The following is a 25073-nucleotide window of genomic DNA, read 5'->3' as shown; positions in this document are numbered from 1 at the left end:
TATGGAAGCGGCATGAACGAACATGTCTCCATTCCCGCGCCGGCCAATGAGGCTGCTCACTGTCCGGACAGCCGTCCCAACACCCGCAAGGTCTTCATCAAGACCTACGGCTGTCAGATGAATGTCTACGATTCCACCCGCATGGGCGATGCGCTGGCGGGCGAGGGATATGTGACGACGGAAGACATGGGGGAGGCGGATCTCGTTCTGCTCAACACCTGTCACATCCGCGAGAAGGCGGCGGAAAAGGTTTATTCCGCGCTCGGCCGCCTGCGTGACATGAAGAAAGAGCGCGCCGCCGAAGGCCGCGAATTCATGATCGGCGTTGCAGGCTGCGTCGCCCAGGCCGAAGGCGAGGAGATCATCCGCCGCGCACCGGCAGTCGACGTGGTCATCGGCCCGCAAACCTATCACCGCCTGCCGGACGCGCTGAAAAAGGCCCGCAATGGCGAGCGTGTCGTCGATACGGAATATGCCGTCGAGGACAAGTTCGAGCACCTGCCGGCAACCGAAAAGAAGGTTATTCGCTCGCGCGGTGTTACCTCCTTCCTCACCGTGCAGGAAGGTTGCGACAAGTTCTGCACCTTCTGCGTAGTGCCTTACACGCGTGGCTCCGAGGTTTCCCGTCCCATCGGCCAGATCATCGACGAGGCAAAGCGGCTGGTGGATGCCGGGGTGCGCGAAATCACGCTGCTCGGCCAGAATGTCAACGCCTGGGCTTCAGAAGACGGCAAGGGGAATGCAATCGGCCTTGCCGATCTTCTCTATCGGCTGGCCGATGTTCCGGGCCTTGCCCGCCTGCGCTATACGACAAGCCATCCACGCGACATGGACGACCGCCTGATCAATGCACACCGCGACCTGCGCATTCTCATGCCCTATCTGCATCTTCCGGTTCAGGCAGGCTCCGACCGTATCCTGAAGGCGATGAACCGCCGTCATACGGGTGCGGAATATTTGGCACTGATCGAGCGTATCCGCTCAGCCCGTCCCGATATCGCCATGTCGGGCGATTTCATCGTCGGGTTCCCCGGCGAGACGGATCAGGATTTCGAGGACACGCTGAGAATGGTCGAAGAGGTGAATTACGCCTCGGCTTTCTCGTTCAAATATTCGAGCCGTCCGGGCACGCCGGGTGCGGATCTTCCGGATCATGTGGCCGAAGAGGTCAAGACCGAGCGGCTGGAACGGCTTCAGGCGCTGCTCTTGAAACAGCAGGCCGACTTCGCCACATCCTGTGTCGGAAAGACCATCGATCTGCTTCTGGAAAAGCCGGGCCGCATGCCGGGCCAGGTGATCGGACGTTCGCCTTGGCTGCAGTCTGTGAATGTTGATGCAAAAACATCGCAAATCGGTGAGATTATCAGTGTACGAATCATCGGCACCGGTCCGAACAGCTTGTTTGCCGAGCCGGTTGAGAGTTTAATCGAGGTCTAATTCAAGTTGAGGAGCTTGCTTACTTGAACGCATCAGAATTGGTTTCTTCGACAGCGCGCCAGCCCCGATCCGCAGCGACCGACGCCAACCACTTCGTCCTGACGTTCGAGAATAACCGATTAGCAAGCGAACTTTTCGGTCAGTTCGACCAGAACCTCAAGCTTCTCGAACAGCGTCTCAATATCGATGCCCGCCCGCGTGGCAATTCGGTCTCCATTTCAGGAGATGTCGTTGCCACGAATCAGGCGCGCCGAGCCCTCGATTCCCTCTATGAACGTCTGCAGAAAGGCGGCTCCGTGGAAGCGTCCGATGTCGAAGGTGCGATCCGCATGGCGCAGGCCGCCGATGACCAGTTGAGCCTGCCGACGCTGGAACGCAAGGCAAAGCTCTCCATGGCGCAGATTTCCACCCGCAAGAAGACCATTCAGGCCCGCACGCCCACCCAGGACGCCTATATGCGGGCGCTGGAACGCGCCGAGCTCGTCTTCGGTGTCGGCCCGGCCGGTACCGGCAAGACTTATCTCGCCTGCGCCCACGCCGCCCAGCTTCTGGAGCGCGGTGCGGTCGACAAGATCATCCTGACGCGACCGGCCGTAGAGGCGGGCGAGCGCCTGGGCTTTTTGCCAGGTGACATGAAGGAAAAGGTCGATCCCTATCTGCGCCCGCTTTATGATGCGCTTTACGACATGATCCCGGCCGACAAGGTCGATCGTGCCATTACCGCAGGCGTCATCGAAATTGCACCGCTCGCCTTCATGCGTGGCCGCACGCTGCAAAACGCCGCGATCATTCTCGACGAGGCACAGAACACGACATCGATGCAGATGAAGATGTTCCTGACCCGCCTTGGCGAAAACGGGCGCATGATCATCACCGGCGACCCGAGCCAGGTGGACCTGCCGCGTGGCGTCAAATCCGGTCTTGTCGAGGCGCTGCAGATCCTGAAGGGTGTCGAAGGCATCTCGGTCGTCCGCTTCAAGGATACGGACGTCGTGCGTCATCCGCTGGTCGGTCGCATCGTCAGGGCCTATGACGCGCAATACGCCGTCCACGAGGAAAGCGAGGAAGCTCTCGACCGGTAATACCGGTCGGGCTCACCATTCATGCCCGAACTAGACATACAGATCAGCGTGGAAGATGGCGGCTGGCCGGACGAGGCCGTTTTGGCGTCTCTGGCAAGCCGCGTGCTTGGTGCTGCCGTGGATTATCTTGTCCGCGAAGAAGACCAGCCCTTCCCGAAAATGGCGCCGGAACTGTCTCTGGTCTTCACCAATGACGATTCCATCCAGGAAATTAACGCCGAGTGGCGGGATCAGGACAAGCCGACCAACGTCTTGTCTTTCCCTGCTTTTCCACTCGAACCGGGCGGCATGCCCGGCCCGATGCTGGGCGATATCGTGGTTGCAAGGGAAACTGTCGAGCGCGAGGCGGTTGATCTCGACAAGACTTTCGACGATCATCTGACCCATCTGCTCGTCCATGGTTTCCTCCATTTGTTCGGTTACGACCACATGGAAGAGGACGAAGCGGAAGAGATGGAAGCAGTGGAGACTCGCATTTTGGCCGGTCTCGGCCTATCTGACCCCTATGCGGGGCAGGACCCGTTGATATAAGTTTGGAACAATGAACGATTATTCGAGCAATGTCGCCCGAGAGGGCAAGGACAGTTCGGACTCTGCCTCGTCGGACGAGGGCAGTAGTTCGGCGAGGTCCGAACATCATCCCAAATCCCACAATTCCTTTTGGTCGAGGGCCGTGCGCCTGCTTCGGCCATCGCAGGGCGAACAGCTCCGCGAGGATCTCGCCGACGCGTTGATGACGGATACGAATGTCAGCAACGCCTTTTCGCCTGACGAGCGGGCGATGCTGCACAACATCCTCCGTTTCCGCGAAGTCCGCGTCGAGGACATCATGGTGCCGCGCGCCGATATCGAGGCGGTGGATATGAACATGACCATCGGCGAGCTGATGATCCATTTCGAGGAAACCGGCCGCTCTCGCATGCCGGTCTATAGCGACAATCTCGACGATGCCCGCGGCTTCGTCCACATTCGCGATCTCCTCTCCTATTTGGCCAAGCAGGCGCGCAATAAGCGCCGCGTCAGCTCGAAGGCCTCGACGGTGCAGATCTCTGCAGCAGTCAATGGCACCGAAAAGCCGACCCGCGCGGCACCCAAGGCTGCCTTCGATCTCGGCCGCGTCAACCTCGAACAGACTGTTGCCGAGGCGGGCCTCGTCCGCAAACTGCTTTTCGTACCACCCTCAATGCTGGCTTCCGACCTGTTGCGCTCGATGCAGGCTGCCCGCACACAGATGGCTCTGGTCATCGACGAATATGGCGGCACCGACGGCCTCGTCAGTCATGAGGATATCGTCGAAATGGTCATCGGTGATGTCGAGGACGAACATGACGATCAGGAAGTCATGCTCTCCAAGGCCGGTGAGGATGTCTTCATCGCCGATGCCCGCATCGAGCTTGAGGAGATTTCTAAGGCCATCGGTCCCGATTTCGATGTCCGCGACCGCATCGAGGATGTCGATACGCTTGGCGGCCTGATCTTCTCGGCGCTTGGCCGTATTCCGGTTCGCGGCGAGGTCGTCCAGGCCGTTCCCGGCTTCGAATTCCAGATCCTCGATGCCGATCCGCGCCGCATCAAGCGCGTCAAGATCCTGCGCAAGCGCGCTCTTGTCCGTCGCCGACAGGTGAAAGGCGAGAGCGAGGCGCTGATTACCGCGCCGCCGCAAGCGGCCGCGCTGCTGCCGGCTCCGGCCGAAAACGGCGCCGCGCGTCCCGAAGCCTGATCCACAGTCCGACCCGCGACAGGGCGCAGTTTTTTTGAAACACTGCGCCCTGATTCGCGAAAAGGGGACTTGTATGGAGTGGCTGGCGGGCAAGGTCATGCTTCTTTCGGGGTGGTCCCGGATTGCACTCGCAGTATTTGCGGGTGCCATTGGTGCTCTGGCACTTCCTCCCTTCGGTATCTTCGCCACGCTTTTCATATCGTTCACGCTTCTCGTCTGGCTCATCGACGGATCGACGGGCAATCCTGGCGGCGGGGCAGCCAGCCGCTTGCGCGCGGCCTTCGTGATCGGCTGGCTGTTCGGATTCGGCTATTTCGTTGCTAACCTCTGGTGGCTCGGCAACGCCCTGCTGGTCGATGCCGAGGAATTCGCCTGGGCGCTGCCTCTCGCCGTCTTCGGACTGCCCGCCTATCTCGCAATCTTCTATGGCCTGGCGACGGCGCTTGCCCGCGCTGTCTGGTCCGATGGCATCGGGCGTCTGGCAGCACTCGCCGCAGCCTTCGGGGTGGCGGAATGGTTGCGCAGCTTTGTGCTGACTGGCTTTCCTTGGAATGCCATCGCTTATGGCGCCATGCCGGTTCCGCTGATGATGCAGTCGGACGCGGTTCTTGGGATTTTCGGCGTCACGGTGCTTGCGGTCTTCGTTTTCTCGGCTCCTGCGTTGTTCGGCACGGGGAAGGGTAAGATTATCGGTCTTGCCTTTGCTGTCCTTCTGGCGGCGGCGCATGTAGGCTTTGGTGCGTGGCGACTAAATGTCGCAGACGAAAAACTCGCCTCGGGAGACGGCAAAAAAACAACCATACGTATTGTTCAGCCGATGATTGATCAGGCCCAGAAACTGGACGATACGAACCGCACGGAGATCTTCGAGGAGCATTTGCGCCTCACGGCAGCGCCGCTCAAGGACGGTGAAGCCCGCCCGGATATCGTGGTCTGGCCTGAGACTTCGGTGCCGTTCATCCTGACCGAAAATCCGGACGCGCTGGCTCGGATCGCCGAGGTTCTTGAAGACGGACAGGTGCTCGTCACCGGCGCCGTACGCTCCGAAAACGCCGGCGTCGGCGTCGCGCCGCGATATTATAATTCCATCTATGTTATTGATAGTGATGGGCAAATAACATCAGCGGCAGATAAGGTGCATCTTGTTCCCTATGGCGAATATGTGCCCTACGAAAGCATCCTTGCGTCGCTTGGGATTACCGAGGCGATCGCCATGCCGGGCGGCTTTACGGCCGCGTCCTCACGCAGCCTTCTCACCTTGCCAGGCGGTGCGCTTCTCTATCCGTTGATCTGCTACGAGGCGATCTTCCCAGGCGAGATCGGTCCGGATGTCGAGCGGACTTCGGCCATTTTGAACGTGACGAATGATGGCTGGTTTGGTGCAACGCCCGGTCCTTACCAGCATTTCCAGCAGGCCCGTCTGAGGGCCGTCGAGAACGGTATGTTCCTGATTCGCGGAGCAAATACCGGCATTTCGGCGGTCGTGGATCCATTTGGCCGTGTAGTGCAGGGGCTTGGATACAATCAAAAGGGTGTGATTGACGCATCTATAGGTGGTAAATATATCCTATATTGGAGTAATAGCAGTCGGCGGTGGTACTTCTGGTTGGTTGTGGCATTTATGTCTTTGATTGCAGTGTCCTCGCGTCTAAGTTTTAATTCCCGCGCGAATTGACCAAAAACCCCCAAAATTGCATAGTGAGAATGCCTACCGTCTCGTCATATGCTTCGCGCATTGGTTCTGTCGTCCCAATCGTGAGGTGTATTCTCCATACGCGGACCGGGTTGAAAACCTAACTGCAACTTCACCAGGACCCCCATTATGATTGAAAACAAGAAAAAGCCGAACCCGATCGACATTCACGTCGGGAGCCGGATCCGCCTGCGCAGAACGATGCTGGGCATGAGTCAGGAAAAGCTGGGCGAAAGCCTTGGCATTACTTTTCAGCAGATCCAGAAATACGAAAAAGGGACGAACCGCGTCGGTGCGAGCCGCCTGCAGAACATCTCGAGCATTCTTAATGTTCCGGTGTCCTTCTTCTTCGAAGACGCGCCGGGCGAGCAGTCCGGCGGTGCAACCGGCATGGCCGAAGCATCCAGCTCCAACTACGTCGTTGACTTTCTGTCGTCCTCGGAAGGTCTCCAGCTCAACCGTGCGTTCGTGAAGATTGCCGATCCCAAGGTTCGCCGCAGGCTCGTCGATCTCGTCAAGGCTCTCGCAGCCGAGGCGGAGGAGTAGTCTCTCTTCAAGAGACGGGGAGGAGAAAGCGGCTTTTACAGCCGCTTTTTTTTGTCCTCATTTCAGCTCAGAGGCAATTTTAGGCATAAAGATATATTTATGTCGTTGTGTTCTTGTTTTTATCAGTTGAACTCACTAAACATTTCACTGTCCATTCTTTGAGGGGTTCCCCGCATGCACGCCAATTATCTGTTCACCAGCGAGTCCGTGGCAGAAGGCCACCCGGACAAGGTTTGTGACCGCATTTCCGATGAAATCGTGGACCTTGTGTACCGCGAAGCTGCAAAGACGGGTGTTGATCCGTGGACGGTTCGCATTGCCTGCGAAACGCTCGCCACCACGAACCGCGTAATAATCGCCGGTGAAGTGCGCCTGCCGCCAAGCCTGATGAAGAAGGACAAGAACGGCAACGACGTCATCAACCCGTCGAAGTTCAAGTCGGCAGCCCGCAAGGCCATCCGCGACATCGGTTACGAGCAGGACGGCTTCCACTGGAAGACGGCGAAGATCGACGTGCTGCTGCACTCCCAGTCTGCCGATATCGCGCAGGGCGTCGATAGCGCAGCCGACAAGCAGGGCGACGAAGGTGCCGGCGACCAAGGCATCATGTTCGGTTACGCCTGTAAGGAAACGCCGGATCTCATGCCGGCTCCGATCTATTATTCGCACAAGATTCTGCAGCTGCTCGCGACTGCCCGCAAGAAGGGCGAAGGTGATGCCGGCAAGCTCGGCCCCGATGCCAAGAGCCAGGTGACTGTGCGTTACGAAAACGGCAAGCCGACCGAAGTCGACTCGATCGTTCTCTCCACCCAGCACATCGATGCCAGCTGGGATTCGAAAAAGGTTCGCCAGGTCGTCGAACCCTATATCCGCGAAGCGCTCGGCGATCTGCCGATTGCCGCCGATTGCAAGTGGTACATCAACCCGACCGGCAAGTTCGTCATCGGCGGCCCGGATGGTGATGCGGGCCTCACCGGCCGCAAGATCATCGTCGACACCTATGGCGGTGCAGCCCCCCACGGCGGCGGCGCATTCTCCGGCAAGGACACGACCAAGGTCGACCGTTCGGCAGCTTATGCCGCCCGTTACCTCGCCAAGAACGTTGTCGCAGCAGGCTTTGCCGATCGCTGCACGATCCAGATCTCCTACGCGATCGGTATTGCCCAGCCGTTGTCGATCTATGTCGACCTGCACCAGACCGGCAAGAACGTCACCGAAGACCAGATCGAAAACGCGATCCGCAAGGTGATGGACCTGTCGCCGACAGGCATCCGCCGCCATCTCGACCTCAACAAGCCGATCTACGCCAAGACCTCGGCTTACGGTCACTTCGGCCGCAAGTCCGGCCGTGACGGCTCCTTCTCCTGGGAAAAGACCGACCTCGTGAAGCCGCTCAAGGATGCTCTGAAGGAAGATCTTCTGGTCGCGGCTGAGTAAGCCTTTTCCGATCGGGGCTTTACCGATCTGGTAATCACACGTTAAAGCGGGTGCCTTCTGCGGGCATCCGCTTCTTTGTTTTTGGACGACGAGATCATGACTGACGAGCAGCAGCACCCAACGCGGGCAACGGAAGCGTTTTACGGCCGCCGGAAGGGCAAGCCTCTCCGCGAGCGTCAGGCCGAAGGCATGGCGACGTTGTTGCCGGCCCTCAAGCTCGATCTCGCATCACCGGCGCCGGACGACCTGCGCACGCTTTATCCGGCTCCGGTCGAGCGTATGCGGCTTGAAATCGGCTTCGGCGGCGGCGAACATCTGGTTCATCGCGCCCGGGAAAACGAAACGACCGGTTTCATCGGTGTCGAGCCCTTCGTCAACTCGATGGCGAAGCTGCTGTCGCAGGTCGAGATCCATGATCTGAAGAACATTCGCGTCTACGACGATGATGCGACGCAGGTGCTGGACTGGTTGCCGGCAGGCTCGATCGACCAGATAGACCTTCTCTATGCCGATCCTTGGCCCAAGCGGAAGCATTGGAAGCGTCGCTTCGTCTCACAGGTCAACCTGGATCGTTTCCATCGCGTGCTGAAACCCGGCGGCACGTTCTGCTTTGCCTCGGATATCGATACCTATATCAATCATACGCTGATGCATTGCCGTGACCACGGCGGTTTTGCCTGGCAGGCGGAGCAGTCTTCCGACTGGCTGACGCCTTATGCCGGCTGGCCGGGAACGCGCTACGAGAACAAGGCCCGCAGGGAAGGGCGCTCCTCAGCCTATCTGACCTTTATCAGGGCCTGAGAACGGCCCTTAAGAGAAATGCGGTCAGTGCAGGCTGACCGTCTTCAGGTCGTCTTCTGCTGCCTTGAAGAAGGTGCTGGACCGGTTGTCGGTCAACAGGATCGGCGTGCCGTCGGCGCCGAACAAAGCCCAGAGGTCCAAGCTTGGATCCATATCGGGAGCTTCGGGAAAGCAGCGGGAGACTTCTTCAGACCGCATCCTGCGAATATACCCAACTTCACCAGCACCGAGATGGGCGAGTTCGGATTGCGACAAATGCGTGTTCGCTTTCAAAAGCATTCCAGCCTCCGCTTGAGGGCGTCGGCCTTGATGCCGACACGTTCTAGTCTGAGACGGAAATGTTAATTTTTCTCACTACGCGTTGCGGTTCCGGGCGCACCAGATCGACCGAGAGAAGGCCGTTCTTCAAGAGGGCGGAGGAGACTTCCATCCCGTCTGCAAGCATGAAAACCCTTTGAAACTGGCGTGCAGCAATGCCTCTGTGGAGGTAATCGCGCTCCGGCTGCTCGATCTGGCGACCGCGGATCACCAGCTGATTTTCTTCGGTCGTAACGTCAAGTTCGTCTTCCGAAAAGCCGGCGACGGCAAGCGTGATGCGCAGTTTCTCATGGCCATCGGCAATGCCCGACCTGATTCGCTCGATATTGTATGGCGGGTAGCCTTCATTCGCCTTGGCGAGGCGTTCGAGTGTTTTTTCCATCGCATCGAAGCCCAGCAGTAGCGGGCTCGCGAAGGGTGTCATCCGGGTCATCGTTCAGTCCTTGCATCAAGCGACCATGCCGACGCCCAGAAGGCACGCCGGTACCGTGATTTATATGGGTTGCCGACATCGGAAGCGCAAGTTGCGGCGGATGATCTGCTGCGTGAAAGCTGCTCCTGCCGTGCTTGACAAAGCTTGCGCAGGCCTCCACCAATCCCCCTCGAATTCAGGGGATGAACAATGTCGCCACGTAAGATCATTATCGATACCGACCCAGGCCAGGACGATGCCGCAGCGCTGATGCTGGCTTTCGCAAGCCCTGAGGAACTGGAAATCCTCGGCCTCTGTGCCGTTGCCGGAAATGTCCCCCTCTCGTTTACCAGCCGTAACCTGCGCATCGTCTGCGAACTCTGCGGCAAGCCGGATGCCAAGGTGTACGAGGGGGCATTGAAGCCGCTCAACCGGCCGCAGGTGACCGCCGAGCATGTGCATGGCAAGACCGGGCTTGACGGTGCTGATTTGCCTGAACCGACCATGCAGGCGCAGGCTCAGAATGCCATCGATTTCATCATCGAGACGCTGCGCTGCGAGCCTTCCGGAACGGTAACAATCTGCACGCTCGGCCCGCTGACCAACCTCGCGCTGGCACTGCAGAAGGCGCCGGATATCGCCAGCCGTATCCAGGAACTGGTGATGATGGGCGGTGGCTGCTTCGAAGGCGGCAACATCACGCCGGCGGCCGAGTTCAACATCTATGTTGATCCGGAAGCGGCCAAGATCGTTTTCGACGCCGGCATCCCGACCGTCATCATGCCGCTGGACGTGACGCATCAGCTTCTGACGACACGGGACCGCGTTGCAAAGATCGCGGCGCTCGGCACGCGTCCCGCCCAGGTTCTGGTTGAATGGCTGGCCTTCTTCGAACGCTTTGATATCGAGAAATACGGTTCCGATGGCGGGCCGCTGCATGATCCGAGCGTGATTGCCTATCTGCTGAAGCCGGAACTCTTCTCTGGTCGTCTTTGCAATGTGGAGATCGAGGTCGAGTCAGAACTGACGGTCGGTATGACCGTGGTCGACTGGTGGCATGTGACCGACCGCAGGCGCAACGCGACCTTCATGCGCAATGTCGATGCCGACGGTTTCTTCGCGCTGCTGACGGAACGCGTCGCGCGCCTCTGAAGTTCAGGGTGCCGCCCTTCACGGGCGGCACCCCATCGTGTTTCTCAGAACTCTTCCCAGCTTTCCGCAACGGCTGCCGAGCCATGGGAAACGCCTGCCACCTTACGCGGTGCATAGACGGGCGCCTCAGCTCGGCGCGGAGCCGCAGACTGCATTCTCTGCGCCATCTGACGAAGCGGCTGCGCTGAACCGACGCTTGGAGCCGAGGTGCGGAAGCGTTGGACGAGATCCCTGAGCGTTTCCGCCTCGCCATTCAGCACGGCGCTGGCAGCGGTCGTCTCTTCTACCATGGCGGCGTTCTGCTGCGTCACCTGATCCATCTGGTTGACGGTCGAGTTGATCTCCTTCAGCCCCACCGCTTGCTCGCCGGCGGAAGAGGAAATCTGGCGGATCAGTCCGTTGATCTGCATGACCTGGATTGCGATCTTCTGCAGCGCATCGCCGGCCTTGCCGACAAGGTCCACACCCTCGTTGACCTGCGTCGTAGAGGCATTGATAAGGGTCTTGATTTCCTTTGCCGCGGTCGCAGAACGCTGCGCCAGTTCCCGCACTTCCTGCGCGACGACGGCAAATCCCTTGCCGGCTTCACCAGCGCGGGCTGCCTCGACGCCGGCATTCAGCGCCAGAAGATTGGTCTGGAAGGCGATCTCGTCGATAACGCTGATGATGCGCGAGATCTCCTGCGAGGAATGCGCGATGGCCTGCATGGAAGCGACGGCCTTCTGCACCACTTCGCCGGACTTTTCGGCGTCTTCACAGGCAAGATTGACCGTTGAGGCTGCCGTGCCGGCGTTTTCGGCACTGGAGTTGACCTGCTCGGTCAACTCGTTCAGCGCTGCGGCGGTCTGTTCAAGGCTTGCCGCCTGCTGCTCGGTGCGGTGAGACAGGTCACCAGTGCTGGCCGTGATTTCACGCGTGCCGTTACCGATATTCTGCACTGACGAGGCGACCGAGATGACGGTGTTTTCGATGCTCTCGAGAGCGCTGTTGAAGTCGTGCTTCAGCTTCTCGTAGTCACCTGGGAATTCACCCGTCAGGCGATGCTGCAGGTTGCCGTTGGAAAGTTCCGCAAGGCCTGAAGCGAGAAGCTCCACCACATGCGCCTGCTGACGGGCAGCGGCTTCACGCTCGGCCGCCGAGCGATGGCGCAGGTCTTCGGCGGCACTGCGCTGGGTTTCGGCTTCCGAAGCGAGCCGCTTGCCATCGGCCAGCGTGTGGCGGAAACCTTCCAGCGATCTCGCCAGCGCACCGACTTCGTCATTTCGGTCCTGGCCTTGTACGGCCTCGTTGTACCTGCCTTCGCCAAGCTGTCCGACGCTGGCAAGCAGGGCGTTCAGCGGGCGGCGCAGCAGCGAGCCGCTGGCAACCGAGAGGGTGACGATGACGGCGCTGAGCAGGAGGATGCCGCTGACGATCATCATGAAGGTCTGGTCGGTGACCGGAGCCATGATCACGCTCATCGGCACATCGACGACGACAGCCCAGCTGGTGTTGAGGTCTGGAACAGTGAAGGGATAGACGACCCGCTCGTAAAGTTCGCCATCAGGGCCGGCCAGATTGTCGATCGTTGCCGGCTTGCCGGATTTCAGTGTCGAAAGCAGCACGTCCGTGCCCTGGCCCTCGACCGGCTTCATCAGATTGTCGGCGATATCCGGAACGATCCACTTGCCGCCCTGAGAGACGAGCAAAACCCGGCCGGAACCGAAGGGACGCATCGCCTGCAGGGTCCTCGAAAGCGTTGCCATCGAAACATCGACGCCGGCAATGCCGATGAGCTTGTCACCGGACATGACGGGGTAGGCGATCGAGCTCATGGCGGTCTTGTCGCCGGTCGAGCTTTCGATATAGGGCTGGGTCAGCGCGCCTTTTTTTGACGCTGCCGGCAGGGCATACCATTCCGCCTGGGTGTCGACCTCGAAGACGCTATAGGCGATGTTGCCGGCCTTGTTTTTGGTCCAGTAGGGAGCAAGTTCGCCCTTCTTGTTGCCGCCGAACTCGCCATTGCCGATGAACTCGGCGTTCCGGCCGTCGAACGCGCCGGGAACTTCGGCAAACCAGCTGCCATAGGCAAAGGTGTTCTGTTCGAGATTGGCCTTCAGCGCATCGATGACATTCTTGCGATCGAGATAGCCCGCCTCGTGGCCGCGGCCGACAACGCCGGCCATCGCGCGCGCCGCACCCGCAAGCTGGCCGATTTCGGCCGCAACTTCGTTGCCGATGGAACGCGCTTCGGCATTGGCCTGCTCCAGCGTAAGCGTGGTCACCCTGTCGCTTGTCTGGGAGATCATGAAGAAATTGGAGACGATGAGCAGTAGCGCGATGGCAATGCTGGTGACGACGATCAGTTTTTTCGAAAGGGAATTCAGGCGCAGGAAGGACATGACTTGCCTCGTGGATCCGTGGGGCGGAGATCGCTGACATGGCAAGTGAAGGCCCCGTCATGGGGCGTTCTGCTCGGCTGACGCCTTAAGAAGAAGATGCCGCAGCGACGCTACCTGGCATCTGTTAAATTTGACTGAAATTGCAACAAGGCATCGGCCCGGTTTTCCAGGCCGATGAGAGGTTTTTACAGCTTCTGATCCACGGCTTCGGCAAGAGGGATCGAAGGCTGGGCGCCACGCGAAAGGCAGGCGAGCGACCCGGCGACCGCTGCCCGACGAAGGGCCTGCGCGAAGGTCAGGCCCTGGTCGAGGCTGGCAGCCAGGTAGCCGCAGAACGTATCGCCGGCTCCCACCGTATCGACGGGCTCGATGACAAGTCCCTTGGCCGTCAGGATCTCGCCATCGCGAATGGCAATGACACCATCGCCACCGAGCGTCACGACGAATGTCTGACCGCTTTCCGAATGCAGCTTATTCAGGGCCGCTATGCGGGCTTCGGCACTGGCCGCAGGTTCGCCTGATACCAGATCGAATTCCGTTTCGTTGGCAACAACGATATCTGCCAAAGAGGACAGCCGGACCGCCTCTTTCGTGAATGGTGCGGTATTAAGGATAGTGGTAACGCCTTTTTCTCGCGCAGCCTTGAACACGGCCTCGACGGCAGCTGGCGGAATTTCGAGCTGCAGCATCAGAATGTCGCCCGCGGCCATTGCATCGACCGTCTTGACGGCCTCATCGGCGGTGATCGTGCCGTTGGCACCGGGAATGACGACAATCATGTTCTCGCCATCGCCGCCGACAAGGACGAGTGCCGTCCCCGTCGGTTCACGAGCCTTCAGAACAGAAGAAAGGTCCGTACCGGCAGCCTTCAGAAGTTCCAGTGCCGGGTCTGCGAATGTATCGCTCCCGACTGCACCCGACATTTTTACGCGGCTGCCAGCCCGCCGTGCCGCGAGTGCCTGATTGGCGCCTTTGCCACCAGCGGCCGTCGAGAATGTCTGACCTGGAACCGTCTCGCCCGGCTTGGGCAATTCTGCCGTTGTGGCGATAAGATCCATATTGATGGAGCCGAAGACGGTGATCATGAAGTGCCCTGCCATGCGTGTTGATATGCGCGGACACTGCCCGACGGCACTAGTCCTCGTCAACTACCCGAAGCCGCAGAAGACCTGTACGGCTCTCGACCGATTTCGGCGGCGGTGCATCTGCCGATTGCTCGGCTTTCGCGGGTGCTTCCAGCTCCAGCGAAGTAATCCGGTTGCCACGTCGGGTCAGTTTCTCGGTAGAGGTCAGTATCTGCTCGACATCCTTTTCCGCGGCAAGGAAATGCGACTGCAGCTTGCGCGTTCTGTCATCTAGCCGCGTCAAATCCTCCATCAGCAGGCCGACCTCGCCCTGAATCAGATGCGCCTGCTCGCGCATTCGCTGGTCTCTCAGCACGGCCTGAATGACCTGGATCGATAGAAGCAGCAGTGAGGGCGAGACGATCACCACGCGGGAGCGCTGAGCCTTCTGCACCACCGCATCGAAATGCTCGTGGATCTCGGCAAAGATCGATTCCGACGGCACGAAAAGAAGCACGGTATCCTGTGTTTCGCCGGCAATCAGGTATTTTTCCGAGACGTCCCTGATATGGACGTCCATATCTCGCCGGAACTGCTGGGCGGCAGCACGCCGCGCGTCGGGCGAGGCGGCCTCGCGAAACGCAGTCCACGCTTCGAGCGGGAATTTGGCGTCGATCACCAGCGGCGGTGCGCCGTTCGGCATACGGATCACGCAATCCGGTCGCGTTCCGTTGGAAAGCGGCGACTGGAAGGAATAAGCCCCGTGCGGCAGGCCGTCGGCCACGATCGTCTCCATCCGGCCCTGGCCGAATGCTCCGCGCGTCTGCTTGTTGGAAAGGATCGCCTGCAGACCAACGACATCCTTGGCCAGCGTCTGGATATTGTTCTGTGCCGCATCGATGACAGCCAGCCGCTCCTGCAGCTTACGCAGGTTTTCATGCGTCGATTTGGTCTGTTCGGTAATCGTCGAGCCCAGCCTGTGGGTCATGCCATCGAGCCGCTGGTTGACGGCATGATTGAGTTCGGCCTGACGGCTGGTGATCGTCTCGGCCATGGCGGCGACACGCCCGTGCATCTCGCCTTGCATCCGCACCAGTTCGGCCAGGCGCGCTTCCGCATCCATCGTGCGCTGCGTCATCTCTTCGCGTTGGCGGCCGCCGCGAAGGATGGCGAAAAGCGCGATGATGACCGCCAGAACGGCGAGAACTGCTCCTATGAGCAGGATTGGTAGTACAAAATCAGGCGGCAGGATATGGGCAAGGATCTCTCTCATGGCGCCACTCTAGCAGATTGCATTAGCAACGAAAGATCAAAACGTGAACATACGCCAAGAAGCATGCTGCATACCTGTTCCATCGACGCAAAAGATGCGCTATGGGGGCGGCATGACAATCAAGCCGCTCATCATCCTTCCCGATCCGCTTCTTAGGCAGGTTTCGGCGCCCATCGAAACCGTTAACGCCGAGCTTCTCAAGCTCGCCGATGACATGCTCGAAACCATGTATGACGCGCCGGGCATCGGTCTCGCCGCGATCCAGATCGGCGTGCCGAAGCAAATGCTCGTAATCGACGTGTCGCGCGAGGACGAAGAGAAGAACCCGCAGGTCTTCATCAACCCGCAGATCGTCAAATCTTCGGATGAGCTCTCGGTTTACGAAGAAGGCTGCCTTTCGATCCCGGATTATTATGCCGAGGTCGAGCGACCGGCTACGATCGGCGTGAAATATGTCGGGCGCGACGGCAAGGAACATATGCTCGAAGCGGACGGCTTGCTTGCCACCTGCCTGCAGCATGAGATCGACCATCTGAACGGCGTGCTTTTCATCGACCACATCTCGCGGCTGAAGCGTGACATGGTAATCAAGAGGTTCACCAAGCTTGCCAAGGGCAAGGCTGTTTAGGTCTCGGTCTACCTGACTGAAAACGGAAGGCGCGTCCGCGAGGCGCGAGAAGTCCCATGTCACTTCGCATCATCTTCATGGGCACGCCGGATTTTTCCGTGCCGACATTGCAGAACCTCAAGCAGGCCGGCCACGAGATCGTTGCGGTTTACACCCAACCGCCGCGCCCGGCCGGTCGCCGCGGGCTTGATCTGACCAAATCGCCGGTGCATCAGGCCGCCGAACTGCTCGGTATTCCGGTTCTCACACCGTTGAATTTCAAGGCGGAAGAAGATCGCCAGACATTTCGCGATTTCGACGCGGATGTCGCGGTCGTTGTGGCCTATGGCCTGCTTCTGCCGGTGGCGATCCTCGAAGGCACGAAGCTCGGTTGCTATAATGGCCACGCTTCGCTCTTGCCGCGCTGGCGCGGTGCAGCGCCGATCCAGCGCGCCATCATGGCCGGCGACGAGAAGACCGGCATGATCGTGATGAAGATGGAAAAGGGACTTGATACCGGCCCGATGGCGCTGACGAGAGAAGTTGAGATCACGCAAGCGATGACGGCCGGCGAACTGCATGACAAGCTCATGCTCGTCGGCGCCCGCGCCATGGTCGAGGCGATGGAAAAGCTCGAAGCCGACGACCTGCCGCTGACGCCGCAGCCGGAAGAGGGCGTCCTTTACGCCGCCAAGATCGACAAGGCCGAAACCCGCATAGATTTCTCCAAGCCGGCGCGTGACGTTCATAACCATATCCGTGGTCTCTCGCCTTTCCCGGGCGCATGGTTCGAAGCCGAGATCAACGGCAAGCCTGAACGTATCAAGGTTCTCAGCTCTGCCATCGGAGAAGGAAGCGGTGCCGCCGGAGAGCTTCTCGACGATACGCTGATCGTTGCCTGCGGCGAGGGCGCCGTGAAGCTCACCCGCCTGCAGAAGGCGGGCGGCAAGCCGCTGGATGCGGCCGATTTCCTGCGCGGCACGCATCTGCCCAAGGGCACCAAACTTCCGGTCGGGGCTGCCTGATGCCGCGGTTCCGCATGACCGTCGAATATGACGGCACATCCTATGTCGGCTGGCAGATGCAGGAAAACGGCCATTCCGTACAGGCTGCCCTGCAGAACGGCATCCTGTCGCTCACCGGCGAAACGGTATCTGTTCGCGGGGCAGGCCGTACCGATTCAGGTGTTCATGCGAGGGGCCAGGTCATCCACGCCGATCTGACCCGCGAGTGGCAACCGTTCAAGCTGCGCAATGCGCTCAATGCCCATCTGATGATGGCGAACGAGCGTGTCTCGATCATCGATGTGCAGCAGGTCTCGGATGATTTCGATGCGCGGTTTTCGGCGGTGAAGCGGCATTATCTCTATCGCATCATCAGTCGCCCGGCACCGCTGGCGATCGAGGCTGGTCAGGCCTGGTGGGTGCCGAAGGAACTCGACCACGAGGCGATGCACGCCGCCGCCCAGATGCTCGTCGGTCACCATGACTTTACCACCTTCCGCTCCACCCATTGCCAGGCCAAAAGCCCGGTGAGGACGCTGGACCGGCTGGATGTGACACGCTCCGGCGACCTGATCGAAATCCGCGCCAGCGCGCAAAGTTTTCTGCACAATCAGATCCGCTCCTTCGCCGGGACGCTGAAGCTCGCCGGTGAAGCGAAGATGTCACCTGACGACGTGCGCAGAGCGCTTGAAGCGCGAGACCGCAAGGAATGCGGCCCGGTTGCGCCACCGGAAGGCCTCTATTTCATGAAGGTCGATTATCCCGGCGATGCTTGAAGCAATTCCAGCAAAAGCGGGAACCGGTTTTGCGTCCGGAATTGCGCTGGCATAAATCAGTAGGGCGACACGCCGAGATAGGATTGCAGCAGGTCGGCGACGATGAGACCCGGCACCAGCAGCACCAGCATGGTTGTTGCGACCACAAGCGGCTCCGGTCCACAAATCTGACGCACGAAGCGGGAAATGGCGAAAATCGTCGCGATCAGCAGGGCAAGCTGCACGAGTGCGATGAGGCCAGCTGCAAACGGCACGAGAAACAGCAGCAGCGTCAGCACCGCATAGGCATAGGATATCGGAACCGAAAGCCAGTTGGTCGCCACCACGATGGCGGTGAACTTGCGTTCGGTCTTCAGCAGCAGGCAAAGAACGCCGAGCAGCGTAAGCGGCAGGATCCAGTTGATCGCCTCGACCATAAAGAGCCTCAGATAAAAACCGAGACCTGCCTTGGTTCCTTCCGTGCTCGCAGAGAGGAAGGCGAACCGCATCCCGGTCCAATAGACGAACATGGCCGGCAGGCACCAGACGAAGGCCCAGAACGACCGCATCATGCCGCGATCGGTCATGTCGAGCCGCTGCAGGCCCTGCGCATCACCTTTGAAAAGCAGCCAGAGGCCGCTGATGTAGAATTTGACTTCAGGAAATGGAGGCATCGCCGAACCAGCGGGAGAGGAAGGTTCCGTAGATCTGGGTCAGCGTCTCGAGATCGGCAAGGGCGACACGCTCATCCACCATATGCATGGTCTGTCCGACAAGGCCGAATTCGACGACGGGGCAATAATCCTTGATGAACCGCGCATCAGACGTCCCACCGGTGGTCGACAGCGCCGGCTGCTTGCCGGTCACGGCTTCGACGGCGGAAGAAAGCGAGCCGATCAGCGCGTTGTTGCGGGTCAGGAACACATGGCTCGGCCGCTCTGCCCAGGTGATCTCGTACCTGGTCGGCTGGCGATCCGGCCGCAGCGTCTGGTCGGAGGCAGCCTCGTCCAGCCGGCGCAGGATCTCGGCCTTCACCGTATCGGCCGTCCAGGTGTCGTTGAAGCGGATATTGAAGGCGAAGCCTGCCTTGGCCGGCACGACATTGGTGGCAGGATTGCCGACATCGACGGTCGTCACTTCCAGATTGGACGCCGGGAACTCCGGGGTACCGGCGTCGAAGGGCGGGTCCATCAGCGCCGAAGCAAGCGGCAGAAGACCGCGAACTGCATTGTCGGCCAGATGCGGATAGGCCGCATGGCCCTGCACGCCGAACACCGTGACCTTGCCGGACACGGAACCGCGGCGGCCGATCTTGATCATGTCGCCGAGCATGTCGGGATTGGTCGGTTCGCCGACCAGGCAGGCATCCCAGCGCTCACCCTTGTCAGTGGCCCATTTCAAAAGCTTTTCCGTACCGTTGACGGAAGGACCTTCCTCGTCGCCGGTAATCAGGAAGGAGATCGATCCTTTTGGCGCGCCATGCTTCTCGATATGACGGGCGACAGCTGCGATGAAGCAGGCGATGCCGCCCTTCATGTCGACCGCTCCGCGGCCGAACATCTCGCCATCGGCGATCTCTGCCCCAAAGGGTGGATGGCTCCACGCGCTTTCATCGCCGACCGGCACGACATCCGTATGGCCGGCGAACATCAGATGCGGCCCGTCTGTTCCGAGCCGAGCATAGAGGTTTTCGACGTCGGGAAGACCCGGCTCAGTCGCGATCATCCGCTCAACGGTAAAGCCGAGAGGCGCAAGCATCGCTTCGAGTGCCGAAAGCGCGCCGCCTTCCGCCGGGGTGACGGAAGGGCAACGGATCAGCGTTTGCAGGTTTGCAATCGGATCGGAAACAGACATCGGATGGGTCTCTATTAGTCGCGCAGCAGCTCGTTGATACCCGTCTTGGAACGGGTCTTCTCATCGACGGTCTTGACGATGACGGCACAGTAGAGATGCGGAGCCGCGAGGCCGTTGGGCATCGTTGCATTGCCCGACGGCATCGAGCCGGCGACGACGACGGAATAGGGCGGGACTTCGCCATAGGTCACTTCGCCGGTGGCGCGATTGACGATCTTGGTCGACTTGCCGATGTAGACGCCCATTCCGAGAACCGAGCCCTCGCGGATGATGCAGCCTTCGACGACTTCCGAACGGGCGCCGATGAAGCAATTGTCTTCGATGATCGTCGGACCGGCCTGCATCGGCTCGAGCACGCCGCCGATACCGACGCCGCCCGAAAGATGCACATGCTTGCCGATCTGCGCGCAGGAGCCGACGGTTGCCCAGGTATCGACCATCGTGCCTTCATCGACGAAAGCGCCGAGATTGACGAAGGACGGCATCAGCACGACGTTCTTGGCGATATAGGCCGAACGGCGTACCACTGCATTCGGCACGGCGCGGAAACCGGCGGAACGGAACTGGTTTTCACCCCAGCCTTCGAACTTGGACGGAACCTTGTCCCACCAGGTGGAGTTGCCCGGACCGCCCTTGACGACTTCCATGTCGTTCAGGCGGAAGGAGAGGAGAACGGCCTTCTTGAGCCACTGGTTGACAGCCCAGGTGCCGTCTTCGCCGCGAACCGCGACGCGGGCCTGGCCACCGTCGAGCAGGTTGAGCGAGGTTTCGACGGCATCGCGTATTTCGCCTTTGGTCGAGACGGTGACGCTGTCGCGGTTGTCGAAAGCGGTCTCGATTGTCTTTTCGAGGGCGGCGAGGTCGAAGCTGCTCATGGAAGATCCTTAAACGTCACGCGGTATCGTGATGGCTGGGAAGGTGGTCATTTGGTCCCATTTGCTCTAAGCGACCGCCACTCAAGCGTCAATGTGAATTGGCGTCAACCACGGTTGGCGCGGGAAGGAAGCATCAGCATGTCGAAGAGAAGGTCAGAAGCGCGGGGAAATGAGGATAAGGTGTGGGAACCGCTGAAGGACAGCACGGCCGACAAGCACGCTGCCGCTGCCCAGCCCAAGACACCGCAGACGCAATCTCCGTCTTATCGTCTGGCCTTTGCCGATGAGGATTTCCTCTGCAGCAAGGAGTTGCGGCCACTTCGTCTGCAGCTGGAGCTTCTGAAGGCTGAGATGATCCTTGCCGAAAAGGGGATCGCTTCGACGGTGGTCCTGTTCGGTGGCGCGCGTATTCCCGCTCCCGGTGAGAAGCCCTGGGCAGCCCATAACGAGACCCAGCACAACAATCTCCAGGCGGCCTCCGTCTATTATGACGAAGCGCGTAAATTTGCCGCGCTCTGCGGGGAATATTCGGCGAAGTTCGACCACAAGGAATATGTCGTCGTCACCGGCGGCGGACCCGGCGTGATGGAGGCGGGCAATCGTGGTGCAACGGAAGCGGGCGCGCCGACGATCGGCCTCAATATCATGCTGCCGCACGAGCAGGCGCCGAACCCATATGTGACGCCTGAACTCTCCTTCAACTTCCACTACTTCGCCATCCGCAAGATGCATTTCATGATGCGGGCGAAGGCGGTTGCTGTTTTCCCCGGCGGCTTCGGCACGCTGGACGAAATGTTCGAGGCGCTGACGCTGATCCAGACCAAGCGCATGGAGCGCATTCCGCTCATCCTGTTTGCTGAAAAATTCTGGCGCAGCATCATCAATTTCGAAGCGCTGGCCGATTTCGGCACGATCGCGCCGGAAGATATCGAGCTGATCAATTTCGTCGAGACCGCCGACGAAGCCTGGAAAGTCATTCAGGATTTCTACGAGAAATAAAAATAGAAGACCCGCCCCTCGGGGGAGAGGCGGGCCTTTGTCGACAACTGCCGGGCTAGTTCCGTTATGCGGGGGGCGGGGAACTAGAGGGGGCGGTCCGGCAGGTCGTCGATGGAAATTACGCCGTCCTTGTTGGTGTCCATGCTGGCAAACAGCTTGTCGCTGGCAGCAGAAGCTTCGGCCTTGGTGATCTTGTTGTCTCGGTCTTCATCGATCATCCGGAAGAAGCGACCGCCGCCCATGCCGCCGTGGCGTTCGAAGCGGGCCTTTCGGAATTCGCCGTGTCGGCCGTCATGGCGTCGATCGTCGCGGTCGGCATGTTCATGCCGCGGACCATCGCCATCCTTGCGCTCGGCATTTTCAGCCAATTCCGGGCGCGGATTATTCTTGGCGAACTCTTCCCGTTTGGCGATGCGATAGTCGACAAGCTCGCCGCGCGTGATGTTGCCATCCTTGTTGGCGTCGATCTGGTTGAACAGGGCCTCCTGGCTGGCGGCCATTTCCTCCTTGGAGATCTTGCCGTCCTTGTTGGTATCGGCGCTCTTCAAAAGGCGAACGAAGGTCACGTCCTTCATCATCGCGCCACGCATCATGGCGTGAGAGCCATGCCGGCCGCCTGGTCCGCGGTCAGGCCGTTCGGGTGCGGCGAATGCCGGGATTGCGGCTCCTGCGACCAATACGGCTCCGAGCGTCGCAATAACGATCTTCTTGGCGGTCATCGAGAGTTTCCTTCCCTTTTATTTCGATGACCTCAAGCTATGGCCGCCAAGCCCCGGCGACCACTTAAACTCCCGTAATGTGGATGAATTCTTTGTAATGCTGGGCCAGGACTTCAAGCCTCAGCCCTGCACGATCCCCTTCAGGAATGTGGCGAGATCATCGGTCACGTAATCGATGTGATCGTCCTCGTCGGAAAACGTCTCCCAGCGCTCGATCAGCACGTCGTCGAGATTGCGCGGCGTGAGCAGAACGGTCCGCATGCCGAGCGCTTTCGGAACGGTGAGGTTACGCGGCAGATCTTCGAACATGGCGGCATTGGCCGTATCGACCCGATGAAGGCTGGCGAACTTGTCATAGGTCTCACCCGCCGGCTTTGGGACGTAACCCGCCGCGACGATATCGAAAATATCGTCGAAATTGTCGAGGATGCCGAGCGCGCGGGCTGTCGCTTCGGCATGCGGAACACTGCCGTTGGTGAAGATGAACTTTCGGCCGGGCAGCGCCTTGATCGCATCTCCCAGATCCGGGTTCGGGACCAGTATCGAATAATCGATCGCATGCGCCCTTTCCAGAAATCCGTCCGGATCAATGCTATGGTTCAGCATCAGGCCCTGAAGCGTCGTGCCGTGCTCGTGGTAATAGCGCTTTTGCAATGCGCGTGCTTCGTCTCGCTCAAGCTGCAGCAGTTCCTGCACATAGGCCGTCATGTTCACATCGATCTGGGCGAAGAGATTGATGTCATGCGGGTAGAGCGTGTTGTCGAGATCGAAGACCCAATCGCGGATCTTTGAAAAATCTGTGGCGTCGGCTGAGATCTTGGGTTTCTTGTCCATATCCCGCTTATGCACTGCCTTGCTGATAAAGAAAATCGAAAAGGCGACGGCTCGCCGCCGCTTGCGGCTTGGCGACAAATCCGCCTGCATGATACCGGCTGAAACATGGAACTCTGGATCCCCATCACCATTGCTGCCGCCTTCCTGCAGAACCTGCGATCGGCATTGCAGAAGCATCTTCAGGGCAGGCTCGGCACCCGTGGCGCGAGCTTCGTCCGTTTCGGCTACGGTTTTCCGGTAGCGATCCTCTATGTCGTGCTGCTCCACCAGCTCGCAGGTTTTGCGGTCCCTCAGATCAACTGGACCTTTGCAATCTGGGTGGTGATCGGCGGCTTGGCGCAGATCTTTGCCACCATCATGCTGGTCCATCTTTTCTCGCTCAGAAATTTCGCCGTCGGCACCGCCTATTCGAAGACGGAGCCCGTTCAGGCGGCGATCTTCGGCTTCATCCTGCTCGGCGAAAAGCTGACGGTTGGCGCGATCGGCGCGATCATCACCGGCGTCATCGGCGTGATGCTGATCTCCATGGCGCGCATGCCGCTGTCATGGAAAAATACCGTCACGGCGCTGGCCAGCCGTACGGCACTGGTCGGCATCGCTTCCGGTGCCGTCTTCGGCATTTCTGCCGTCGCCTATCGCAGCGCGTCCCTGTCGCTCGATGGCCCCAATTCGATCATGCAGGCGGCAATGACGCTTGCCTGCGTCACGACCTTCCAGACGATCTTCATGCTGGTCTGGATGGCATGGAAGGACAAGGGCGAGATCGTCACGGTGTTGAAGACATGGCGCTCTTCATCGCTGGTCGGCCTTGCCAGCGTCCTCGGCTCGGCCTGCTGGTTCACCGCCATGACGCTGCAGCAGGTGGCCTATGTCCGCGCGCTCGGCCAGATCGAACTCGTCTTCACTTTCATGGCCTCGTATTTCCTCTTCCACGAGCGGATCAACCGTATTGAAGTGATCGGTTGCCTGCTGATCGTGGCGGGCATTCTCGGGCTTCTGGCAGGCTGAAACGAAAAAGGCGCCTTGCGGCGCCTTCATCATTCGATCTCGTGCGCGATCAGGGCACGATCAGCGTGCCTGCGCCGCGTTCGGTGAAGATCTCGAGCAGCACCGAATGGGCGGTCTTGCCGTTGAGGATGACGACGCCCTGTACGCCGGAGCGGATCGCGTCGATGCAGGTCTCGACCTTCGGGATCATTCCACCGGAAATGGTACCGTCCTTGATCAGCGCCTGCGCCTGCGCGACGGTCAGTTCCTTGATCAGGTTCTTGTCCTTGTCGAGCACGCCCGGAACGTCGGTGAGGAAGAGCAGGCGGGTTGCATGCAGCGCACCGGCAATCGCGCCCGCAAACGTGTCGGCATTGATATTGTAGGTCGCGCCATCGCGGCCGGGAGCGACCGGTGCGATGACCGGGATCATTTCGGACTTGGCGAGCAGGTCGAGCAGCGTGCGGTCGACTTCGACCACTTCGCCGACGAAGCCGAGATCGAGCACGCGCTCGATATTGCTGTCGGGATCGATGACGGTCTTCTTCGCCTTTTCGGCGAAGACCATGTTGCCGTCCTTGCCGCACAGGCCGATCGCCCATTCGCCGGTCTGGTTGATCAGCGCGACGATTTCCTTGTTGATCGAGCCGGCAAGTACCATCTCGACGATCTCGACCGTCTTGGCGTCGGTGACGCGAAGGCCGCCTTCGAATTTCGATTCGATGCCCATCTTGGTCAGCATTGCGCCGATCTGCGGGCCGCCGCCATGCACGACGATCGGGTTGACGCCGGACTGCTTTAGAAGCGCGATATCGGCGGCAAAAGCCTTGCCAAGTTCGGTGTCGCCCATCGCGTGGCCGCCATATTTCACCACGATCGTCTTGTTCTCATAGCGCTGCATGTAAGGCAGAGCCTGAGCAAGGAGTTTGGCCTGGAGTTCGCTGTCCGACGTCGTCATGAAAATCCCTCACATCAAAGGTGGGGCGCTTTTAGCGCAAGTTTTTGTCAGAAGGAATAATCACTACAAAGTTTTCGGAATAACCGCGTCGTGGCCCTGCTGTCTTTATGACGCATTGCGCAGGCGCGTTACCCACCGTTTAGTGATGCCGGGCGTGTTGACAGA

Annotated in this window: 25 protein-coding genes; 14 read left to right on the top strand and 11 right to left on the bottom strand. The window is 59.7% G+C overall.

The window, feature by feature from the left end:
• Positions 1–12 precede the first annotated feature (12 nt).
• The 8 genes from miaB to trmB all read left to right on the top strand — a co-directional run bounded on the left by miaB (position 13) and on the right by trmB (position 8716).
• Complete coding sequence (gene miaB / locus GGE33_RS12695) at positions 13–1437, top strand: tRNA (N6-isopentenyl adenosine(37)-C2)-methylthiotransferase MiaB (RefSeq protein ID WP_183823557.1); 1425 nt, start codon at positions 13–15, stop codon at positions 1435–1437.
• 23 nt (positions 1438–1460) lie between these two features.
• Positions 1461–2519: a PhoH family protein gene (locus GGE33_RS12690; RefSeq protein ID WP_148145974.1), complete on the top strand. Its 1059-nt coding sequence runs from the start codon at positions 1461–1463 to the stop codon at positions 2517–2519.
• 21 nt (positions 2520–2540) lie between these two features.
• The gene (gene ybeY, locus GGE33_RS12685) at positions 2541–3050 is read left to right on the top strand and encodes an rRNA maturation RNase YbeY (RefSeq protein WP_183823555.1); all 510 of its coding nucleotides are present in this window, start codon (positions 2541–2543) and stop codon (positions 3048–3050) included.
• Positions 3051–3060: 10 nt separating this feature from the next.
• Entirely contained in the window at positions 3061–4239 is a 1179-nt protein-coding gene (locus GGE33_RS12680) for a hemolysin family protein (RefSeq protein ID WP_183823553.1), read from the top strand.
• A gap of 73 nt (positions 4240–4312) precedes the next feature.
• The gene (lnt, locus tag GGE33_RS12675; protein ID WP_183823550.1) at positions 4313–5914 is read left to right on the top strand and encodes an apolipoprotein N-acyltransferase; all 1602 of its coding nucleotides are present in this window, start codon (positions 4313–4315) and stop codon (positions 5912–5914) included.
• 147 nt (positions 5915–6061) lie between these two features.
• Positions 6062–6478 carry a helix-turn-helix domain-containing protein gene (locus tag GGE33_RS12670; RefSeq protein ID WP_148145970.1) on the top strand — a complete coding sequence of 139 codons (417 nt, stop codon included), beginning with the start codon at positions 6062–6064 and terminating at the stop codon, positions 6476–6478.
• Between the two features lie 174 nt (positions 6479–6652).
• Positions 6653–7915: a methionine adenosyltransferase gene (gene metK / locus GGE33_RS12665; protein ID WP_183823548.1), complete on the top strand. Its 1263-nt coding sequence runs from the start codon at positions 6653–6655 to the stop codon at positions 7913–7915.
• 96 nt (positions 7916–8011) lie between these two features.
• Positions 8012–8716, top strand: coding sequence for a tRNA (guanine(46)-N(7))-methyltransferase TrmB (gene trmB, locus GGE33_RS12660; protein ID WP_148145968.1), 705 nt, complete (start codon positions 8012–8014; stop codon positions 8714–8716).
• Between the two features lie 24 nt (positions 8717–8740).
• Here trmB and GGE33_RS12655 read toward each other — a convergent pair whose 3' ends face one another.
• On the bottom strand, positions 8741–8995 hold the full coding sequence (locus GGE33_RS12655; RefSeq protein ID WP_183823546.1) for a BQ00720 family protein: 255 nt from the start codon (positions 8993–8995) through the stop codon (positions 8741–8743).
• Positions 8996–9038: 43 nt separating this feature from the next.
• A complete protein-coding gene (locus GGE33_RS12650; RefSeq protein WP_148145966.1) occupies positions 9039–9467 on the bottom strand; it encodes an Hsp20 family protein in 429 nt (142 codons plus the stop codon).
• Between the two features lie 189 nt (positions 9468–9656).
• On the opposite strand from GGE33_RS12650, the gene GGE33_RS12645 reads away from it, so the two are divergent.
• A complete protein-coding gene (locus GGE33_RS12645; protein WP_183684933.1) occupies positions 9657–10598 on the top strand; it encodes a nucleoside hydrolase in 942 nt (313 codons plus the stop codon).
• Positions 10599–10642: 44 nt separating this feature from the next.
• On the opposite strand, the gene GGE33_RS12640 is transcribed toward GGE33_RS12645, so the two are convergent.
• From GGE33_RS12640 to GGE33_RS12630, 3 genes are all read right to left on the bottom strand, one after another.
• Complete coding sequence (locus GGE33_RS12640; protein WP_183823544.1) at positions 10643–12979, bottom strand: methyl-accepting chemotaxis protein; 2337 nt, start codon at positions 12977–12979, stop codon at positions 10643–10645.
• A 185-nt stretch (positions 12980–13164) separates the two neighbouring features.
• A complete protein-coding gene (locus GGE33_RS12635) occupies positions 13165–14064 on the bottom strand; it encodes a ribokinase (RefSeq protein WP_148145963.1) in 900 nt (299 codons plus the stop codon).
• A 49-nt stretch (positions 14065–14113) separates the two neighbouring features.
• Entirely contained in the window at positions 14114–15316 is a 1203-nt protein-coding gene (locus GGE33_RS12630; RefSeq protein WP_183823541.1) for a DNA recombination protein RmuC, read from the bottom strand.
• A 112-nt stretch (positions 15317–15428) separates the two neighbouring features.
• Here GGE33_RS12630 and def point away from each other — a divergent pair, with 112 nt between their 5' ends.
• The 3 genes from def to truA are packed head-to-tail and all read left to right on the top strand — an operon-like array spanning position 15429 to position 17703.
• Entirely contained in the window at positions 15429–15944 is a 516-nt protein-coding gene (def, locus tag GGE33_RS12625) for a peptide deformylase (RefSeq protein WP_148145961.1), read from the top strand.
• A gap of 56 nt (positions 15945–16000) precedes the next feature.
• Positions 16001–16948, top strand: a complete 948-nt coding sequence (gene fmt, locus GGE33_RS12620; protein ID WP_183823539.1) for a methionyl-tRNA formyltransferase — start codon at positions 16001–16003, stop codon at positions 16946–16948.
• Positions 16948–17703 (top strand): tRNA pseudouridine(38-40) synthase TruA, encoded by a 756-nt coding sequence (truA, locus tag GGE33_RS12615; RefSeq protein WP_183823537.1) that lies wholly within the window; start codon positions 16948–16950, stop codon positions 17701–17703. Before fmt ends, truA begins: the two co-directional genes overlap by 1 nt.
• 56 nt (positions 17704–17759) lie before the next feature.
• On the opposite strand, the gene GGE33_RS12610 is transcribed toward truA, so the two are convergent.
• The 3 genes from GGE33_RS12610 to dapD are packed head-to-tail and all read right to left on the bottom strand — an operon-like array spanning position 17760 to position 20411.
• A complete protein-coding gene (locus GGE33_RS12610; RefSeq protein ID WP_183823535.1) occupies positions 17760–18356 on the bottom strand; it encodes a hypothetical protein in 597 nt (198 codons plus the stop codon).
• The gene (gene dapE / locus GGE33_RS12605) at positions 18340–19536 is read right to left on the bottom strand and encodes a succinyl-diaminopimelate desuccinylase (RefSeq protein WP_183823533.1); all 1197 of its coding nucleotides are present in this window, start codon (positions 19534–19536) and stop codon (positions 18340–18342) included. The genes GGE33_RS12610 and dapE overlap by 17 nt, the downstream gene beginning before the upstream one ends.
• 14 nt (positions 19537–19550) lie before the next feature.
• Positions 19551–20411 (bottom strand): 2,3,4,5-tetrahydropyridine-2,6-dicarboxylate N-succinyltransferase, encoded by an 861-nt coding sequence (gene dapD / locus GGE33_RS12600; protein ID WP_183823531.1) that lies wholly within the window; start codon positions 20409–20411, stop codon positions 19551–19553.
• A gap of 138 nt (positions 20412–20549) precedes the next feature.
• On the opposite strand from dapD, the gene GGE33_RS12595 reads away from it, so the two are divergent.
• On the top strand, positions 20550–21410 hold the full coding sequence (locus tag GGE33_RS12595; RefSeq protein WP_183823529.1) for an LOG family protein: 861 nt from the start codon (positions 20550–20552) through the stop codon (positions 21408–21410).
• A gap of 83 nt (positions 21411–21493) precedes the next feature.
• Here GGE33_RS12595 and GGE33_RS12590 read toward each other — a convergent pair whose 3' ends face one another.
• Together GGE33_RS12590 and GGE33_RS12585 are read right to left on the bottom strand one after the other, a co-directional pair.
• Entirely contained in the window at positions 21494–22129 is a 636-nt protein-coding gene (locus GGE33_RS12590; protein ID WP_183823527.1) for an EF-hand domain-containing protein, read from the bottom strand.
• Positions 22130–22249: 120 nt separating this feature from the next.
• Positions 22250–22963 (bottom strand): pyrimidine 5'-nucleotidase, encoded by a 714-nt coding sequence (locus GGE33_RS12585; protein ID WP_183823524.1) that lies wholly within the window; start codon positions 22961–22963, stop codon positions 22250–22252.
• Between the two features lie 105 nt (positions 22964–23068).
• Between GGE33_RS12585 and GGE33_RS12580 the strand changes: the two genes are divergently transcribed.
• The gene (locus GGE33_RS12580) at positions 23069–23971 is read left to right on the top strand and encodes a DMT family transporter (protein WP_183823522.1); all 903 of its coding nucleotides are present in this window, start codon (positions 23069–23071) and stop codon (positions 23969–23971) included.
• Positions 23972–24020: 49 nt separating this feature from the next.
• On the opposite strand, the gene argB is transcribed toward GGE33_RS12580, so the two are convergent.
• Positions 24021–24908: an acetylglutamate kinase gene (argB, locus tag GGE33_RS12575; RefSeq protein ID WP_148148346.1), complete on the bottom strand. Its 888-nt coding sequence runs from the start codon at positions 24906–24908 to the stop codon at positions 24021–24023.
• Positions 24909–25073: the final 165 nt, after the last annotated feature.

Source organism: Aliirhizobium cellulosilyticum (assembly GCF_014198105.1).
Taxonomy (GTDB): domain Bacteria; phylum Pseudomonadota; class Alphaproteobacteria; order Rhizobiales; family Rhizobiaceae; genus Neorhizobium; species Neorhizobium cellulosilyticum.
Note: the sequence above shows the minus strand (reverse complement) of the source record. Positions and strands in the feature narration are given on the sequence as shown.

What these genes read in the sequence shown, in the direction of transcription:
- truA (WP_183823537.1), top strand. Translation starts at nt 16,948, where the DNA reads ATGCCGCGGTTCCGCATGACCGTCGAATATGACGGCACATCCTATGTC.
- GGE33_RS12640 (WP_183823544.1), bottom strand. Translation starts at nt 12,979, where the DNA reads ATGTCCTTCCTGCGCCTGAATTCCCTTTCGAAAAAACTGATCGTCGTC.
- def (WP_148145961.1), top strand. Translation starts at nt 15,429, where the DNA reads ATGACAATCAAGCCGCTCATCATCCTTCCCGATCCGCTTCTTAGGCAG.
- GGE33_RS12650 (WP_148145966.1), bottom strand. Translation starts at nt 9,467, where the DNA reads ATGACCCGGATGACACCCTTCGCGAGCCCGCTACTGCTGGGCTTCGAT.
- dapD (WP_183823531.1), bottom strand. Translation starts at nt 20,411, where the DNA reads ATGAGCAGCTTCGACCTCGCCGCCCTCGAAAAGACAATCGAGACCGCT.
- trmB (WP_148145968.1), top strand. Translation starts at nt 8,012, where the DNA reads ATGACTGACGAGCAGCAGCACCCAACGCGGGCAACGGAAGCGTTTTAC.
- GGE33_RS12630 (WP_183823541.1), bottom strand. Translation starts at nt 15,316, where the DNA reads ATGAGAGAGATCCTTGCCCATATCCTGCCGCCTGATTTTGTACTACCA.
- fmt (WP_183823539.1), top strand. Translation starts at nt 16,001, where the DNA reads ATGTCACTTCGCATCATCTTCATGGGCACGCCGGATTTTTCCGTGCCG.
- GGE33_RS12655 (WP_183823546.1), bottom strand. Translation starts at nt 8,995, where the DNA reads ATGCTTTTGAAAGCGAACACGCATTTGTCGCAATCCGAACTCGCCCAT.
- GGE33_RS12585 (WP_183823524.1), bottom strand. Translation starts at nt 22,963, where the DNA reads ATGGACAAGAAACCCAAGATCTCAGCCGACGCCACAGATTTTTCAAAG.
- GGE33_RS12645 (WP_183684933.1), top strand. Translation starts at nt 9,657, where the DNA reads ATGTCGCCACGTAAGATCATTATCGATACCGACCCAGGCCAGGACGAT.
- GGE33_RS12610 (WP_183823535.1), bottom strand. Translation starts at nt 18,356, where the DNA reads ATGCCTCCATTTCCTGAAGTCAAATTCTACATCAGCGGCCTCTGGCTG.
- lnt (WP_183823550.1), top strand. Translation starts at nt 4,313, where the DNA reads ATGGAGTGGCTGGCGGGCAAGGTCATGCTTCTTTCGGGGTGGTCCCGG.
- GGE33_RS12680 (WP_183823553.1), top strand. Translation starts at nt 3,061, where the DNA reads ATGAACGATTATTCGAGCAATGTCGCCCGAGAGGGCAAGGACAGTTCG.
- GGE33_RS12580 (WP_183823522.1), top strand. Translation starts at nt 23,069, where the DNA reads ATGGAACTCTGGATCCCCATCACCATTGCTGCCGCCTTCCTGCAGAAC.
- dapE (WP_183823533.1), bottom strand. Translation starts at nt 19,536, where the DNA reads ATGTCTGTTTCCGATCCGATTGCAAACCTGCAAACGCTGATCCGTTGC.
- ybeY (WP_183823555.1), top strand. Translation starts at nt 2,541, where the DNA reads ATGCCCGAACTAGACATACAGATCAGCGTGGAAGATGGCGGCTGGCCG.
- argB (WP_148148346.1), bottom strand. Translation starts at nt 24,908, where the DNA reads ATGACGACGTCGGACAGCGAACTCCAGGCCAAACTCCTTGCTCAGGCT.
- GGE33_RS12635 (WP_148145963.1), bottom strand. Translation starts at nt 14,064, where the DNA reads ATGATCACCGTCTTCGGCTCCATCAATATGGATCTTATCGCCACAACG.
- miaB (WP_183823557.1), top strand. Translation starts at nt 13, where the DNA reads ATGAACGAACATGTCTCCATTCCCGCGCCGGCCAATGAGGCTGCTCAC.
- GGE33_RS12595 (WP_183823529.1), top strand. Translation starts at nt 20,550, where the DNA reads ATGTCGAAGAGAAGGTCAGAAGCGCGGGGAAATGAGGATAAGGTGTGG.
- GGE33_RS12670 (WP_148145970.1), top strand. Translation starts at nt 6,062, where the DNA reads ATGATTGAAAACAAGAAAAAGCCGAACCCGATCGACATTCACGTCGGG.
- metK (WP_183823548.1), top strand. Translation starts at nt 6,653, where the DNA reads ATGCACGCCAATTATCTGTTCACCAGCGAGTCCGTGGCAGAAGGCCAC.
- GGE33_RS12590 (WP_183823527.1), bottom strand. Translation starts at nt 22,129, where the DNA reads ATGACCGCCAAGAAGATCGTTATTGCGACGCTCGGAGCCGTATTGGTC.